Source organism: Nonomuraea sp. CA-218870, assembly GCF_050936535.1.
Lineage (GTDB): Bacteria > Actinomycetota > Actinomycetes > Streptosporangiales > Streptosporangiaceae > Nonomuraea > Nonomuraea corallina.
Genome location: NZ_JBNJMN010000001.1, coordinates 706511 through 722181, shown reverse-complemented (window position 1 = coordinate 722181; position 15671 = coordinate 706511). Strand labels below are relative to the sequence as shown.

General features: G+C 71.4%; 18 protein-coding genes. 7 read left to right on the top strand and 11 right to left on the bottom strand.

Going from position 1 to position 15671, the window contains the following annotated elements:
• Positions 1–95 precede the first annotated feature (95 nt).
• Positions 96–1505, bottom strand: a complete 1410-nt coding sequence (locus tag ACQEUU_RS03585; protein WP_433060207.1) for a DUF7059 domain-containing protein — start codon at positions 1503–1505, stop codon at positions 96–98.
• A gap of 156 nt (positions 1506–1661) precedes the next feature.
• Here ACQEUU_RS03585 and ACQEUU_RS03580 point away from each other — a divergent pair, with 156 nt between their 5' ends.
• Entirely contained in the window at positions 1662–1964 is a 303-nt protein-coding gene (locus ACQEUU_RS03580; RefSeq protein ID WP_433060204.1) for a hypothetical protein, read from the top strand.
• Positions 1965–1967: 3 nt separating this feature from the next.
• Here the strand turns inward: ACQEUU_RS03580 and ACQEUU_RS03575 are convergent, their stop codons facing one another.
• Positions 1968–2567: a TetR/AcrR family transcriptional regulator gene (locus ACQEUU_RS03575; RefSeq protein WP_433060202.1), complete on the bottom strand. Its 600-nt coding sequence runs from the start codon at positions 2565–2567 to the stop codon at positions 1968–1970.
• Positions 2564–3085: an N-acetyltransferase family protein gene (locus ACQEUU_RS03570; RefSeq protein ID WP_433060199.1), complete on the bottom strand. Its 522-nt coding sequence runs from the start codon at positions 3083–3085 to the stop codon at positions 2564–2566. Before ACQEUU_RS03570 ends, ACQEUU_RS03575 begins: the two co-directional genes overlap by 4 nt.
• Positions 3086–3178: 93 nt before the next feature.
• Between ACQEUU_RS03570 and ACQEUU_RS03565 the strand changes: the two genes are divergently transcribed.
• From ACQEUU_RS03565 to ACQEUU_RS03550, 4 genes are all read left to right on the top strand, one after another.
• Positions 3179–3640, top strand: coding sequence for a winged helix-turn-helix transcriptional regulator (locus ACQEUU_RS03565; RefSeq protein WP_433060196.1), 462 nt, complete (start codon positions 3179–3181; stop codon positions 3638–3640).
• A gap of 42 nt (positions 3641–3682) precedes the next feature.
• Positions 3683–4471, top strand: coding sequence for an SURF1 family cytochrome oxidase biogenesis protein (locus ACQEUU_RS03560; protein ID WP_433060193.1), 789 nt, complete (start codon positions 3683–3685; stop codon positions 4469–4471).
• A gap of 10 nt (positions 4472–4481) precedes the next feature.
• A complete protein-coding gene (locus ACQEUU_RS03555; protein WP_433060190.1) occupies positions 4482–5225 on the top strand; it encodes a tyrosine-protein phosphatase in 744 nt (247 codons plus the stop codon).
• Between the two features lie 225 nt (positions 5226–5450).
• The gene (locus ACQEUU_RS03550; RefSeq protein WP_433060187.1) at positions 5451–6650 is read left to right on the top strand and encodes an amidohydrolase family protein; all 1200 of its coding nucleotides are present in this window, start codon (positions 5451–5453) and stop codon (positions 6648–6650) included.
• On the opposite strand, the gene ACQEUU_RS03545 is transcribed toward ACQEUU_RS03550, so the two are convergent.
• The 3 genes from ACQEUU_RS03545 to ACQEUU_RS03535 all read right to left on the bottom strand — a co-directional run bounded on the left by ACQEUU_RS03545 (position 6647) and on the right by ACQEUU_RS03535 (position 8750).
• Positions 6647–7006, bottom strand: coding sequence for a YkvA family protein (locus ACQEUU_RS03545; RefSeq protein WP_433060184.1), 360 nt, complete (start codon positions 7004–7006; stop codon positions 6647–6649). The two genes, ACQEUU_RS03550 and ACQEUU_RS03545, sit on opposite strands and share 4 nt — an antisense overlap.
• Positions 7007–7091: 85 nt before the next feature.
• Complete coding sequence (locus tag ACQEUU_RS03540; protein WP_433060182.1) at positions 7092–8048, bottom strand: LLM class F420-dependent oxidoreductase; 957 nt, start codon at positions 8046–8048, stop codon at positions 7092–7094.
• A 33-nt stretch (positions 8049–8081) separates the two neighbouring features.
• The gene (locus ACQEUU_RS03535) at positions 8082–8750 is read right to left on the bottom strand and encodes a TetR family transcriptional regulator (protein WP_433060179.1); all 669 of its coding nucleotides are present in this window, start codon (positions 8748–8750) and stop codon (positions 8082–8084) included.
• Positions 8751–9043: 293 nt separating this feature from the next.
• Here ACQEUU_RS03535 and ACQEUU_RS03530 point away from each other — a divergent pair, with 293 nt between their 5' ends.
• Complete coding sequence (locus tag ACQEUU_RS03530; protein ID WP_433060177.1) at positions 9044–9934, top strand: hypothetical protein; 891 nt, start codon at positions 9044–9046, stop codon at positions 9932–9934.
• 24 nt (positions 9935–9958) lie between these two features.
• Here the strand turns inward: ACQEUU_RS03530 and ACQEUU_RS03525 are convergent, their stop codons facing one another.
• The 5 genes from ACQEUU_RS03525 to ACQEUU_RS03505 form a co-directional block, all read right to left on the bottom strand.
• Positions 9959–11017: an aspartate-semialdehyde dehydrogenase gene (locus ACQEUU_RS03525; RefSeq protein WP_433060174.1), complete on the bottom strand. Its 1059-nt coding sequence runs from the start codon at positions 11015–11017 to the stop codon at positions 9959–9961.
• A complete protein-coding gene (locus tag ACQEUU_RS03520) occupies positions 11014–12288 on the bottom strand; it encodes an aspartate kinase (RefSeq protein WP_433060171.1) in 1275 nt (424 codons plus the stop codon). Before ACQEUU_RS03520 ends, ACQEUU_RS03525 begins: the two co-directional genes overlap by 4 nt.
• A gap of 83 nt (positions 12289–12371) precedes the next feature.
• The gene (locus ACQEUU_RS03515; RefSeq protein ID WP_433060168.1) at positions 12372–12905 is read right to left on the bottom strand and encodes a DUF5063 domain-containing protein; all 534 of its coding nucleotides are present in this window, start codon (positions 12903–12905) and stop codon (positions 12372–12374) included.
• Positions 12898–13497, bottom strand: a complete 600-nt coding sequence (recR, locus tag ACQEUU_RS03510; RefSeq protein ID WP_433060166.1) for a recombination mediator RecR — start codon at positions 13495–13497, stop codon at positions 12898–12900. Before recR ends, ACQEUU_RS03515 begins: the two co-directional genes overlap by 8 nt.
• 2 nt (positions 13498–13499) lie before the next feature.
• On the bottom strand, positions 13500–13850 hold the full coding sequence (locus ACQEUU_RS03505; protein ID WP_433060163.1) for a YbaB/EbfC family nucleoid-associated protein: 351 nt from the start codon (positions 13848–13850) through the stop codon (positions 13500–13502).
• A 340-nt stretch (positions 13851–14190) separates the two neighbouring features.
• Between ACQEUU_RS03505 and ACQEUU_RS03500 the strand changes: the two genes are divergently transcribed.
• Positions 14191–15609 carry a GAF domain-containing protein gene (locus ACQEUU_RS03500; protein WP_433060160.1) on the top strand — a complete coding sequence of 473 codons (1419 nt, stop codon included), beginning with the start codon at positions 14191–14193 and terminating at the stop codon, positions 15607–15609.
• Positions 15610–15671 lie beyond the last annotated feature (62 nt).

Here is a 15671-nt window from a genome sequence, read left to right as displayed (position 1 = left end):
TCGAACCCCCCAGGGCCGCGTCGTTGTCAGAAGCTTCGACCACCGGGGTCAACAACCAATCAACGCCCGATCAACCGGGGATCGGACCCCGGGGTTCAAAGGACGAAGTAGCCCTCGGCGATGAGGGGGCGGATGGCCTCGGCCTGCGGCGCGGCGCCGTCTCCGACCAGCTCGGCGATGACGTTGAGCAGAGGGCCGAGCGCCAGCTCGCCGTCGCACACGCCGGCCAGGGCGGCCTCCACGGTGCCGACCTCGCGCGTACGCAGGAGCCCGGCGGTCTGGCGCAGCACGATGCGCATCGGGTCCTCAGCGCCGGGCAGCCCGACGCGCTCGTCCAGCAGCCCTTCGGCGGTGCGCAGCCGGGCCGCCGAGAGGTCCCCGGCGCGGTGGGCGGCCGCGATCGCGTCGAGGACGCCGTCCACGTAGTCGCCGACCGGCAGGGTCACCCGGTGGGTGAGCCGCTCGACGCGGACCACCGGGTCGAGCGTGCCGGAGTTGCGCATGCTGATCCAGCCGAAGCCGATCGCCTCGACCTTGTGCTCCTCGAACCAGGCGAGCCATCGGTCGTAGCGCTCGGCGTAGTCGGGGGTGCCCTGCCGGGCGGCGTCGCGCAGCCACAGCTCGACGTACTCGGCCGGGTCCTGCACGTCGCGCTCCACCACCCAGGCGTCGCAGCCGCCGTCGCGCAGCCAGCCGCCCACCCGGTCGCGCCAGTCCTCCCCCTCCACGTGCAGCCAGCTGGCCAGGAAGTGGGCCTGGCCGCCGGGGCTGAGGTGGCGCGGCGTCCGCCGTACGAGGTCGCGGCAGAACGCGTCACCGGCCGCGCCCGTCTCGCGGTAGGTCAGCGTTCCGCCGGGCGAGATGACGAACGGCGGGTTGGCCACGACCAGGTCGTAGCGCTCGTCCTCGACCGGCTCGAACAGCGAGCCCACGCGGGCGTCCACCCCGGAGATCCCCGAGAGCCGCCAGCTCAGCCGGGCCAGCTCGATCGCCCGTGGGTTGACGTCGGTGGCGGTCACGTGGCCGGCCCGGCCGGCCAGCGAGACGACCTGCACGCCGCAGCCGGTGCCGAGGTCGAGCGCCCGGCCGGCGGGGCGGCGGGTGACGAGCTGGGCGAGGTTGGCGGACGCGCCGCCCGCGCCCACCACATGGTCGGGACGCAGCGCCGGGTCGCCGGGGCGCACCTTGCGGTCGGAGACCACGTAGCCGTCGCTCTCCCAGGGCTGCAGGTGCACCTCGGCGCGGACCTCGTCATCCTCCGCGCTCACCAGCCCCGACTCCAGCACCTGATCCAGCACCGCCGCGGGCAGGCGCGCGGCCTCGACGGGAACGCCCAGCCACCAGAGCCGGATCAGCGCGCCGAGCGGGTCGTCGCCGGCGGTGGCGCGCAGGGCGGGGACCAGCTCCTCGCGGGCGAGCGCGGTCGCCGCGACGTCGCCCAGCCGCTCGCGTACGCCGTCCACGGTGTAGCCGGTCTCGAGGAGGTGATCGCGCAGTCGTTCCACGCCACCATCCTTTCACCGCGAACCGACACGCATGATCCGATACCGTCAGTGATCATACTGTTACCCGGATACCGGGGGATCTCCCAGCGGGATGCAAGTACGGCGCGGTATCTCTTGGATGCTCTCCCCCGCCGTTCGAAGAGGAGCGGATGTTCCGTGCTCATCCCCTGCCTGGCCTGCGAGGCGCGGTTCGCGCCCGACGAGTACTTCGGCGCCTGCTCCGACTACGACCGAGGGCTCGATCTGGTGTCGTGGACGTGCCCGCGCTGCGGCAACCGCGACGACCTGCGGGTGCTCCCCGGCGAGCTGGGGTTCGGCTGCCCGCGCGGCGGCCGCTTCACCGTGCAGGTCCGGGTCCGCGTGCCGGGGCTGCGCCGGAGGCGGGGAGAGCTGCGGCTCGACATCTCGCTCGCCGCGTCGGACTGGAGGGTGCGCACGCGCGTGCGCCAGCCGGCCTGACGGCTAGGCGTCCTCGCGCTGGCGCAGGCTGTGCCAGGCGGCCTCGGCCAGGCCCCTGACCTCGTCGTCGGTGGGGGCGTGGGCGCCGGCGAACCAGAGCCGGCACATCTCCTGCGCCGGCCCGAGCCACAGCACGTAGCACATGGTCGGGGAGACGGGCTGGAGCAGGCCGTTCCTCATGTGCGGCCGCCACCAGTCGGAGACCTGGCGGAAGAACTCGCGCCTGGCCTCGGCCACCTCGGCGCCGCCCGGCTCCTGCTTGCGCGGCGGGCGCTCGCTGACGAGCAGCCTGGCCCGCTCGGGGTGCTCGCCGGACCAGCGCATGTGGAAGGCGACGACCGCCTCCACGCCGTCACGGGCGTCCTCGTGGCGCCTCAGCTCGGCGACGAACTCCGCCTGGTAGGTCTGGAGGGTCTCGGCGTAGAGCACGCCGAAGACGTGCTCCTTGCTCGCGAAGTGGTGGTAGAAGCTGCCGACGCTCACACCACTCTCGTCACGGAGGCTCGCCAGGGTGGTGGCCGACACCCCGTCCTGGCTGAATCGGCGGAGGGCACCTTCGATGATCCGGGTCCGACCGTCGCGTCCGTTCTTGGCACTCTTCACGCTGTCAATGGTGAGCCACCAGAACGTTGTTCCGCAAATAGTAGGGCCTCCTGGATCATAGCGGTCACCTCCACCGACCCGGAGGACACCCGCATCGCGGCGCCGGGCCAGACCTTGCGGATCATGCCCAGCACCCGCCGGTTGTCGCCCATCACGTCCATGCCGACGGTGGTGGCGCCGCGCAGGGCGGCCCTGGACAGCAGCCTGTTGACGAGCGCGGGGCCGAACCCGAACCCCTGCCACCGGTCGGCCACCACCACCGCGATCTCCACGTCGGCCGCACCGCCCCGGTAGCTCATGGCATGGCCGACGATCTCTCCCCCGGACCCGGCGTCCCCTTCGTGCACGGCGACGAGCACGTCCCTGACCTCGGTCATCTCGGTGAGCACGCGCACGAGGCTCCCGGAGGGCCTGGTGACGCCGGTGAAGAAGCGCAGGGTGTGCGTGTGCGGGGACAGGCCCGTCAGGAAGCGCCGGACCCGCTCCGCGTCGTCGCACCGGGCCGGGCGGATCCGCACACCGAAGAGAGGAGCCCCCTGAGTTCCTAGCATGAACTCAGCTTCCTCCTCGCGACCTGAGTCTGTCAATCGAACTCAGGTAGAATGTGCGGCATGAGCGTGCCTTTCCGGGTGGACAACTGCTCGATCGAGCGCACCCTGGACGTCGTCGGCGAGAAATGGACCTTCCTGGTCCTGCGTGAGGCGTTCAGCGGCGTGCGGCGGTTCGCCGACATGCAGGCCCACACCGGCGCCCCCCGGCAGGTGCTCAGCGCCCGGCTGACGCGCCTGGTCGAGGAAGGGCTGCTGCGCAAGGTTCCCTACCGCGAGCCCGGCCAGCGGCAGCGCGACGAGTACCGGCTGACCGACAAGGGACGCGACCTCTATCCGCTGCTGGTCGCACTCATGCACTGGGGCGACAGATACCTCTCCGGCGAGGAGGGCCCGCCGACGCTGCTGACCCACCGCGAGTGCGGCGCCCCCGTCGAGCAGTACCTCCGCTGCGCCGAGGGCCACGAGGTGAGCGGCCCGCGCGAGGTCACGCCCCTGCCCGGGGCCGCGTGCAAGACCGCCTGAGCCGCGTGCGGGAGCACGTGCCGCGGTGCCTACCCTTGAGGCGTGTACCGGTTCCTGCTCACGCCCCGCTGGGTCGCGCTCCACATCGTCGTGCTGCTCGTGATCCCCGCCTTCGTGTTCCTGGGGCAGTGGCAGTTCGGGCGCTTCGAGGAGCGCTCGGCCGACAGCGATCTCGTCACCCGCAACATCGAGAGGGCCCCGGTGCCCCTGGAGACCCTCGTCCGGCCGGGCGGGACCGCCGAGGAGTCCGACCGGTTCAGGAACGTCACGGTCACCGGCACGTACGATCCCGCGCAGGAGCTCGTCGTGCGGCGGCGTCCGCAGAACGGGCGGCCGGGCTATTTCGTGATCACTCCCCTCGTCACCGGCGGCGGCCACGCCGTCCTGGTCAACCGGGGCTGGGTCCCGGCGGGGGCGAGCGCCGACGAGCATCCTGCGGTGCCCCCGCCGCCCACGGGTGAGGTAACTGTCACCGGGCGGCTACGGCCGAGCGAGACCGAGGCCAACAGCGGCATCAAGGAGCGGTCCGGGCTGCCGCCCCGTCAGGTGCTGCTCATCAACCCGGCCTCGATCGGCAGGTCGCTGACGCTCCCCCTGCTCGACGGGTACGTCGAGCTGACCGGGCAGCAGCCCCCGAGCGCCGCCGCCCCCGAGCCGGTCAACGCGCCCGACGTGGGCTCGGGCGGCGGGCTCAACCTGGCCTACGGCGTGCAGTGGTGGCTGTTCATCGGCATCGCCGTCGGCGGCTGGGCGCTGCTCATCAAGCGCGAGGTGGCCGACAGGAAGGCCCAGGAGTCCGTGGCCCAGCCGGAGGAAGCCCGCACGGATTAAGGTGTTGTGGGTGATCCGGCATATCGAATTTGCCAATATCCACAATTTTCGTGACGTTGGCGGATATGTCACCGCCGACGGCCGCTCGGTCCGCTGGCAGCGCCTCTACCGGGCCGACTCCCTCGGCGGGCTGGCGGGCGCGGACCTCGACACGTTCCGGGCGCTGCGCGTGCGCACCGTCATCGACCTGCGCCACCCCTACGAGGCTGAGAAGTACGGCCGGGTCCCCGAGCACCACGGGCTGGCCTACCGCAACCTCCCCATCGAGGGCCGCCGCTGGAACGTCTCCGTCTTCGACGAGAACCTGGGCGTGGCCCGCTACCTGGCCGACCGCTACCTGGAAGTGACCGAGGACGGGATCGGCAACCTGCGCTCGGCGCTGGAGACCATCGCGCACGCCGACAGCGCGCCGGTGGTCGTCCACTGCGCCGCCGGCAAGGACCGTACCGGCCTGCTGTCGGCGATGGTGCTGTCCCTGCTGGGCGTGGCCGAGGACGACATCGTCGCCGACTACGCGCTGACCGGCCTGGCCACCGAGCGGTTCGTCGCCTCCTGGCGCGCCCGCCACCCGGGCGAGGCGGTCTGGCCCGGGTTCGGGCAGGCCCCGGCCGAGGCGATGCGGATGTTCCTGACCGACCTGTGCGCCCGCCACGGCTCCGTCGAGGCGTACGTGACAGCCACGGTCGGGCTCGGCCCCGACGCCGTCGCCGAACTCCGCGAGCATCTGCTGACTGGACCGAACTCCGGCGGGTAGAGGCGGCGCCGGGGTTCGCGGGGAGCGGCACCCTTACGGCGGACCCCCTCGGCCCGGGGTCGTCCGCGTCCCCCTCTCGGCGACTCCGGGCCCCGCCCGGGCACCCCGGGAAGCGGCCGGGCGACGAGGGGGGACACCGGGTCCGAGGGCCGCGACGCACCACGGATACCCAACGGATACGTCGCAGCTTGTTCGACGTTATCCCGTCGTCGTACGGTTACCTGCGTGACTACGCCGCTGCTTTCCGACCCAGAGCCGAGGCGGCGCGACTACGTGATCATTTCCGCCGACGATCACCTGATCGAGCCTCCCGACCTTTTCGAGGACAGGGTGCCGGAGAAATACGCCGAGGTCGCGCCCAAGGTGGTGGAGACCGAGGCCGGTCACCAAGTGTGGCGCTACGGCGGCGCCACCTATCCGTGCGCGGGGCTCGACGTCGGCGCCGGCCTGCCGCGCGAGCAGTGGACGCTCGACCCGGTCAGGTTCGAGCACATGCGCCCCGGCTGCTACGACATCGAGGCCCGCGTCAGGGACATGGACACCGCCGGCATCTGGGCGGCGCTGTGCTTCCCCGGCATGCTGGCGGGCCAGGCCGGCGTGGCCTTCGCCAGGACCCGCGACCAGGAGCTCGGCCTGGCCCTGGTCAAGGCCTACAACGACTGGCACATCGACGTCTGGGCCGGCACCTTCCCCGAGCGGATCATCGGGCTGCAGCTGCCCTGGCTGCCCGACCCCGACGTGGCCGCCAAGGAGATCAGGGCCAACGCCGCGCGCGGCTTCAAGGCCGTGGTGTTCCCCGAGTTCCCCACGCGGCTGCGGCTGCCGTCGATCCACAGCGGCCACTGGGACCCGTTCTTCGCGGCCTGCGAGGAGACCGGCACCGTGGTCTGCCTCCACACCGGCTCGTCCGGCTGGTCGCCGGTGCCGTCGCCCGACACCCCCATCGAGGCGATCACCACGCTGATGCCGACCAGCGCCATGTTCGGCTGCGCCGACTGGCTGTGGTCCGGGCTGCCGCTGCGCTTCCCCAACCTGCGCATCCTCATCGTCGAGGGCGGGGTGGGCTGGCTGCCGATGCTGGCCGAACGGGCCGACTACGCGCTCGACCACCCGGTGGCGGGCGGCGAGACGTCGTGGGACGGCGGGCTCAAGCCCAGCGAGGTGCTGCGCCGCAACTTCTTCTTCGGCACACTCAACGACCACGCGCTGTCCGGCGTGCGGCTGGCGGTCGGCCTCGACCACGTGCTGCAGGAGAGCGGCTACCCGCACTCCGACTCCACCTGGCCCGACACGCAGCAGACGGTCGCGCGCAACCTCGGCCCGCTGCCGCCCGCCGACATCGCCAGGGTGGCGTACGGCAACGCCGCACGCCTGTTCGGCCACCCGCTCCCGTCACGTGCCTGGCTGCGGATGGAGGAGATCTAGCCTTCCTGCGGCCGGGCCTCCACGCGACCGGTGATGACCTTGCGCTCCCAGTCGACGTAGCGGCCGCTCTCGCCGAGGAGCGAGGCCATCAGCCACAGGAAGACGCCGAAGTCGTCGGCGACGCCGATGAGCACGAGGAAGTCGGGCACCACGTCGATGGGCGAGATCATGTAGACCACGCCCATCGCCATCAGCGCCAGCTTGCCCTTGCCGAGCCCTTCGTACCTGCCGCGCGTCACGGCGCCGATCATGCGCGGGATCGCGCGTACTCTCGTCATGAGTCCCGGCGAGCCCGGCTTGGTCACCTCGCGGTACGTGCGCCACGCCGCCGCCGCCCGTGCTGCTTTCGCCATCATGAGATCCCCTTACCCCGTCTCTCACGACATAACGTGTTACTGGAGGAGATTGGTTCCTCACGCCCGGCGCGGGTCCACGGCGGTGTCAGCCCTTCGGCGCGAGGTCGCGGACCGCCTGGTCTATCGGGGTCTCACCGGGGATCGGCGCCAGCACGGGCGTGTCGAGCCCGTTGTCCACGTACTCCTGGATCCTGGCCCGGCAGGTCGCGGCGTCGCCGTGCACGATGAGCGCGTCCACGACCTCGTCCGGGATGGCCTGGAGCGCGGCCTTGCGGTCGCCCGCGGCCCACGCCTCGTGCAGCGGCCGCAGCAGCTCGCCGCGGCCCAGCCAGTCGTGGAAGGCCGCGTAGGCGGGCACCGTGAGGTAGCTGGCCAGCATCCAGCGGCCGCGCTCGCGTACCGCGTCGGCGTCTTCGCTGACGCACACGAACAGGCGGGCGATCAGCTCGGTCTCCGGCCGCAGCTCGGCGCGGACCTTGCGCACGTCGTCAGGGGAGAGCCAGTTGGTGATCGCGCCGTCGGCCTCCTCGGCGGCCAGGCGCAGCATCCGGGGCCGCAGCGCGGCCAGCACGATCTTCGGCGCCACCTTGGGGGCCCGCTCCAGCCTGAACCCCTTGACGGTGAACGTCTCGTAGGTCTCCGACACCTTCTCGCCGGCCAGCGCCGCGCGCAGGAAGCGCAGCGTGTCGCGGGTCCTGGCGTACGGCTTGGCGAAGTCCATCGCGTTCCAGCGCTCCACGATGGCCGGCGAGGACGAGCCGATGCCCAGCACGAACCGCCCCGGCGCCAGGTCCGCCACGGTCGCGGCGGACATCGCCAGCAGCCCGGGGCCGCGGGTGGAGACCGGCACGATGGCCGTGCCGAGCCGCACCCCCGGCGCCCACTGCGCGGCCAGGGCCAGCGGCGTGAACCCGTCGGCGCCGTTCACCTCCGCCGACCACAGGTCGGTGTACCCGAGTGAGGGCAGCTCCTCGATCAGCTCCCGCGACGCCGCGAGGGAACGGTCGTAGAAGGGAATGGTCATGCCCCAGTTCTGCGTCATGCCTCGCACCATACCAACCGGTATGTGGTACGCCTATGCCCGCAGCTCGTGCACCGCGGCGATGAAGTCCTTGGTGATCCCGCGCAGCCCCGGCAGGTGCGACAGGCCCACGAGCCGGTCCACCAACGGCACGGTCACCTCGATCAGCCGGTAGGTGCGCGCGCACCCCTCCGAGGTGTCGTGCACCCAGAACAGCACCATGCCCATCGACAGCAGCCAGAGCAGCTCCGGCAGCTCCTCCCGCAGCTCGGCGTCCATCCGGTCGGTCGCGCCCTCCACCACCTGGCGGTAGATGCCGATCGACGCCTCCCGGGCCGGCGAGGACTGCGCGCTGAACGGGCTGAGCGGGTTCGTCGGCTCGGCCGCGTGCTTGAAGAACTTCACCGCGAACGCGTGGTACGGCTCCGAGACCCGCACCCACTCCCGGAGCACGCCACTCAGCCGGGCGGCGAAGGCGCTCTCGGTGGCGAGCAACGCGCGGCAGGCCTCCTCATGCTCGGCCTGGGCGCGGTCGTAGTACGCCTGGACCAGCGCTTCCTTGCTGTCGAAGTAGTAGTAGGCGTTGCCCACCGACACCCTGGCCTCGGCGGCGATGGCCCGCATCGTCGTCGCCTCGAAGCCGCGCTCCCGGAACAGCCGGAGGGCCGTCGCGACGATGACCTCCCGGGTGCTCTCCGATCCACGGCTTCGGGCTTCGGACACGTTCGTCACTTTACGGCTTGATGCCGGGTTAGGTCATGAACCCGCACGGTGATCGCAGACACACAGCAAAGATCCCGGTGTGACAGGGGTCATCCGGTGTGAAGCGTGGGATTGATGTTTCCAGCGGGAGGGCTATTCCGCGAATAGGCACAAACATGTGGATACGTAGGACGGTGCGGCCCTGTGTGGTCGCGCTCTTTGCTATCGAGATCTCCATAATCGCCATGGCCACCGCCGCCTCCGCCACTCCGACAGCGCCCGGGGAAGACCCGGGAGAGGAGCCGGCGTCGATCATGCGTTTCGAGGACACGTTCCCGGCTCCCCGCTGGATCGTCGGCCTCGAGTCCGACGCCCACGACCTGGACGGCGGCGCGTACGACGACACGGCCGGGAGGATGGCCGAGAGGATGGCCTACCGGGACGGCGCGTTCCGCGACCGCCCGCACTACGGCACCCGCTCGCAGGCCCCTCGCCGCGAGCACCACCGCCACCTCAGGCAGCACACCGGCCGCCCGCAGTGGCGCACCCACGACATGGGACGCCCGCAGCGGCGCGCCCACGACACCGGACGGCCCCAGTGGCGCACCCACGACATGGGACGCCCGCAGTGGCATGCCCACGACACCGGACGGCCGCAGTGGCGCACCCACGACACCGGACGGCCGGCCGTCGAGCACCGCGCGTACAAGCACCGCATGTACAGGGCGCTCGACGAGGCCGCCCACGACCGCGCGCGGGCGGCGGGGAAGACCCGGGTGAAACTGCACCGGGCCAGGCCCAGGCACGCGACGGTGACCCTGTCGCACGGCCACGCCACCCGCTGGCTCAAGGAGGCGGGCCTGCGCCTGACCTCGTCGGGCGGCTGCACGAACCGGCACGTGCGCCACTGCACCTCGCTCGACTCCGTACGCACCGCGACCGTGCAGCGCGTGGTCACGCTCAAGAGGCGCAGCGGCTGCCCCGTCATCGTCACCGGCGGCACCGAGACCGGGCACGCGCCCGGCCGCTACAGCCACGGCAGTGGCCACAAGCTCGACATCGGGCACAACGCGTGCATCGACCGCTACATCAAGAAGATCGCCGATCCGGCCGGGATGCGGGGTGACGGAGCCCGGTTGTACCGCTCCCCGTCAGGCACCGTCTACGCCGACGAAGGAGACCACTGGGACATCCTCTTCCGGTGACAGGCCCGCGCCCCGGCCGTTCGATCAGAACTCCGTGGCGACCAGCTCCGCGATCTCGGCCGCGTTCAGCGCGGCGCCCTTGCGGAGGTTGTCGCCGCACACGAACAGGTCGAGCGTGTTGGGGAAGTCGACCGCCTGGCGGACCCGGCCCACATAGGTCGGGTCCGTCCCCACCACGTCGGCCGGGGTGGGGAAGACGCCGTTGGCGGGGTCGTCCATCAGGACCACCGTCGGCGCCGCCTCCAGCACCCGATGCGCGTCCGCCACGGTGATCTCACGCTCGAAGCGGGCGTGCACGGCCAGCGAGTGGGTGGTGATCACCGGCACCCTGACACAGGTCGCGGAGACCTTCAGGTCGGGGATGCCGAGGATCTTGCGGGACTCGTTGCGGAGCTTGAGCTCCTCGGAGGCCCAGCCGCCGTCCTTGTAGGAGCCCGCCCACGGCACCACGTTGAACGCGACCGGCGCGGGGAACGGCGACTCGTCGGGCAGCTTGTTGGCCAGCGCCTTGCGCACGTCGCCCGCCGCCTGGCCGATCGACCGGTCGCCGGCCAGCGCCTCGACCTCGTCGTAGAGCCTGGCCGAGCCCGCCACGCCGGCGCCGGACACCGCCTGGTAGGAGGCCACCACGAGCTCCTGGAGGCCGTACTCGGCGTGCAGGGCGCCCATGGCCGCCATCATCGACAGCGTGGTGCAGTTGGGCGTCGAGATGATGTTGCGCGGCCGCCGGCGCGCGTCATCGGGGTTGACCTCCGGCACCACCAGCGGGACGTCGGGGTCCATGCGGAACGTGCCGGACTTGTCGATGACGATGGCGCCCCGCTCCGCGGCGATCGGCACCCACTCGGCCGACACCTCGTCGGGCACGTCGAAGATGGCGATGTCGACGCCGTCGAACACCTCGGGCGCCAGCGCCCGCACCACCACGTCCTCGCCGCGCACCCGCAGCACCTTGCCCGCCGAGCGCGGGGAGGCCACCAGGCGGATCTCGCCCCAGACGTCGTCACGCGTGGAGACGATGTCGCGCATGACGGTGCCCACGGCGCCGGTCGCGCCGATCAGGGCCAGGTTGGGCCTGCTCATCGTCCAGTACCTCCATACACAACGGCTTCGACCTGGTCGGCGTCGAGGTCGAAGGCGTGGTGGGCGGCGGCGACCGCCGAGTCCACGTCGTCCTGCCCGACGATGACGGAAATCCGGATCTCCGAGGTGGAGATCATCTCGATGTTGACGCCCGCGTCGGCGAGCGCCGCGAAGAACGTGGCCGTGACGCCGGGGTGGGAACGCATGCCCGCGCCGATCAGCGACACCTTGCCGATCTGGTCGTCGAAGAGCAGCGACTCGAAGCCGATCCTGGTCTGGATCTTCTTCAGCGCCGTGAGCGCCGTCTGGCTGTCGGTCGTGGGCAGCGTGAAGGAGATGTCGGTGCGGCCCGTCGCCGCGGCCGAGACGTTCTGCACGATCATGTCGATGTTGATCTCTGCGTCGGCCAGGGTTTTGAAGATCGCGGCAGCCTCACCGACCTTGTCGGGGACCCCGACAACAGTGATCTTGGCCTCGCTCCGGTCGTGCGCCACGCCGGAGATGATCGGCTGCTCCATCTCGGTTCCTTCGGAGTAGGGGTCGGAGACGACCCACGTGCCTTCCCTGTTGCTGTAGGAGCTGCGTACGTGAATCGGCAGGTCGAAACGGCGAGCGTACTCGACGCAGCGCAGGTGGAGGATCTTCGCGCCGCAGGCCGCCATCTCCATCATCTCGTCGTACGAGATGCGCGGGATGCGGCGGGCGGCGGGCACGATGCGCGGGTCGGCGGTGAAGATGCCGTCGACGTCGGTGTAGATCTCGCACACGTCGGCCTCGAGCGCCGCGGCCAGCGCGACCGCGGTGGTGTCGGAGCCGCCGCGGCCGAGCGTGGTGATGTCCTTGGTGTCCTGCGAGACGCCCTGGAAGCCGGCCACGATCGCGATGTGGCCCTGGTCGATGGCCTCCTGGATGCGGCTCGGCGTCACGTCGATGATGCGCGCCTTGCCGTGGCTGGAGTTGGTGATCACACCCGCCTGCGAGCCGGTGAACGAGCGCGCCTCGTGACCGAGGTTGGCGATCGCCATCGCCAGCAGCGCCATCGAGATGCGCTCGCCGGCGGTCAGCAGCATGTCGAGCTCGCGGCCCTGCGGCAGCGGCGACACCTGCTCGGCCAGGTCGAGCAGCTCGTCGGTGGTGTCGCCCATGGCCGAGACGATGACGACGACGTCGTTGCCGGCTTTCTTCGTCGCGACGATGCGCTGCGCCACGCGTTTGATGGAGGACGCGTCAGCGACGGACGAACCACCATACTTCTGCACAACGAGCGCCACGAGAGTCTCCCGGTCTGGACTGTGAGAGCCCAGTCTACTTGCGCCGTCTCATGGCACCGCTGCGTCAACCACTATGTGGACACCTACCCCATCGTGACCTCTTCGGCCACGTCGAGCCGCGAATGCGCGGCCAGGGCCTGCAGCGCGCGCATGGCCGCGCCCGCGTGGTTGCCCCAGGTGTTGAAGTACGAGTACTGCCACCACCACAGCGCCTCGTGCGGCCGGCCCGCCTGATAGTGGCGCAGCCCGTGGATGAGGTCGGCGGCGACCGCGGTCAGGTCGTCGGAGAGACGGTAGGGAGTCACCCCGGTGTCCTTGTACGGGTCGAACACCTCGGCGTAGTCGTCGACCGGGCCCAACCGCTCGGCCAGGGCGGTGCGGACCTCGTCGATGTCGGGATCCTCGCTCAGCGGCGGCTCGTAGTTGCCCGACAGGATCACGTCGCGGTTGGCGCCGAGCTTGGCGCCCGCCAGGCTCATCTGGGCGACCTCGACGAGGAGCAGCGACCAGATCGCGTCACCTCCCTCGCCGCCCGCGACCCTCTCCAGGCCGTCCACGTAGTTCTGCGCGTGGCCGGCGATCTCCTCCGCCAGCGCTCCCCACTCGTCGTCAGACATCCAGCAGCCTCCGTCCTTCGAACGCGCGGCCCAAGGTCACCTCGTCGGCGTACTCGAGATCGCCGCCCACAGGCAGACCGCTGGCCAGTCGTGTCACTTTCACACCCATCGGCTTGACCAGACGGGCGAGATAGGTAGCCGTCGCCTCACCCTCGAGATTGGGGTCGGTGGCGAGGATGAGCTCCGTCACCCGGCCGTCGGCCAGCCGGGTCATGAGCTCGCGAATCCGCAGGTCGTCGGGGCCGATGCCGTCGATCGGGCTGATGGCCCCGCCGAGCACGTGGTAGGTGCCGCGGAACTCGCGCGTCTTCTCGATCGCGACGACGTCCTTCGACTCCTCCACCACGCAGATCACGTGGGTGTCGCGGCGCGGGTCGCGGCAGATGCGGCACTCCTCCTCGGAGGCCACGTTGCCGCACACCCGGCAGAACCGGACCTTCTCCTTGACCTCCAGCAGCGCGTGCGCCAGCCGCCTGACGTCGGCCGGGTCGGCCGCCAGCAGGTGGAAGGCGATGCGCTGCGCGCTCTTGGGACCGACGCCGGGCAGCAGGCCCAGCTCGTCGATCAAGTTCTGGACGACCCCTTCGTACATCGCTAGAACCCTGGCAGCTGACCGAGACCGCCGCCACCCAGGCCCTGGGCCAGCGGGCCGAGCTTCTCCTGCTGCAGGTCGCCGGCCGCCCTGACGGCGTCGCGCACGGCGGCGATCACCAGGTCGGCGATCGTGTCGGCGGTGTCCTGCGGGTCTCCGCCGTCGATGACACTCGGATCGATCTTGAGCTCGAGCAGCTCGCCCGAGCCGTTGACCACGGCGGTGACCATCCCGCCGCCGGCCGAGCCCTCGATCTGCGCGTCGTTGAGCTCCTGCTGGGCACTCACGAGCTGCTGCTGCATGAGCTGGGCCTGCTCCAGCAGCTGCTGCAGGTTGACATCCCCTGGGTTCACCGTCGTGCGCTCCTCGTGGCTCCGCGTTCTTGACTGCCACGAGCCTACGGTGTTTGGGCCTCGGCATGTACTGGAGCCATAGAGGTGTTTCGCCCAAGGACCATGAATCCGGACACAATCATGGCCGGGTCCCGGCCCCCCTCCAGCGTCCGGGACCCGGCCAACCGCGTCGACCGGAGCGGCCGCACCACGCCGACGCGGTAACCGCGAACGCTATCCCCAGTGACGTTGCACACAGGTTGCCATCGTCCCGTCACCGTGGGCAATCCCCAGAACCGCTTGCGCGGGCGGCATCCCAGCACCGATGCTCTTTTGGGGGGACGATTACTTGGAGTGGCCGATGAGTTACGCTCACCTTGACGCACGCTCCCGCCGCCTGCGTGACGCGCACGAAGGCACGACCGCTCCCGGAGGCCCGCGCCGGCTCATCCGCGACTCCTGGCTGCGCTCCCTGGAGGCCGGCGTCGACCCCGACGCCCCCGGCGCCCCCGCCTGCCAGGACCCCGCCCAGGCGCGGGAGGCGTTCGAGTCCCACCCGCTGCGGCCCCTGCTCCCCCTCATCACGCGAACCCTGCGCCCGGTGGCCGACGAGGGCGGCCACCTCATGGTCCTCGCCGACGACGCGGGCGTGATCCTGTGGCGCGACGGCGACGCCGCCACCATGGGCCGCGCCGACGAGGCCGGGCTCGCCCGCGGCCACCGCTGGTCCGAGGACGCCGCCGGCACCAACGCCATCGGCACCGCGCTCGCTCTCCGGCGGCCCGTGCACGTCCACGCCGAGGAGCACCTCATGCGCGTGCTCCACGTCTGGTCGGGCGCCGCCGCGCCCATCTTCGACCCGGAGACCGACCGGCTCCTCGGCTGCGTCGGCGTCAGCGGCACCGCGCCGGCCCTTCACCCCGCCACCGCCGCCCTGGTCGACGCCACCGCGAAACTGGCCGAGACCCGGCTCGCGCTCCGCATGCACGAGCACGACGAGTCGCTGCGCCGCCGCTACGAGTCGCTGCGCGCCCGCCCCGCCGTGCTGCTCTCCGCCGGCGGCCGGGTCATCGCCGGCGACCCCTCCGGCCAGCTCGGGCCGCGCGTCCAACTGCCCGCCACCGGCGAGTGCCTGATCCTGCGCGACGGGCGGGTGGCGCGGCTGGAGCCGTTCTCCGACGGCTACCTGCTGCGCGCCACCCAGACCCGCGCCCCCTCCGCGCTCGCCCTGACCTTCCTCGGCGACGGCCCGCCGACCGCCATCGTCGGCGGGCGCAAGGTGCTGCTCTCCCTCCGTCACGCCGAGATCCTCGCCATCCTGGCGCTCCACCCGCGCGGCCTGACGGCCGAACAGCTCTCCCTCCACCTGTACGGCGACGCCGGCAACCCGGTCACCATCCGCGCCGAGATGCACCGCCTGCGCACCCACCTCGACGTGCCCATCGGCGCCAAGCCGTACCACCTGACCTGCCCCGTCGAGGCCGACTTCCTGGACCTGCGCCGCCTCCTCACCGCCGGCGACCCCGCCTCCCTGGCCCGCGCCTACCCCGGCCCTCTGCTGCCCCGCTCCGAGTCCCCGCAGATCCGGCGCGAACGCGACGAGCTGGAAGTCCAGGTACGCACCTGCCTCCTCCAGCGCGGCGCCCCTGACCATCTGTGGGCGTACGCCCAGACGACGAACGGCCGCGAGGACTTCCAGCTCCTCGAACGCCTCACCCTCAGCCTCCCCCAGGCCGACCCCCGCGCCGCCGCCGCCCGCGCCCGCCTCCACACCACCTGACGATCTTCCCCACCGGGTCGCGAACACCCGTCCCACCGGGGTCAGGTGTGCTCGACCGGTTT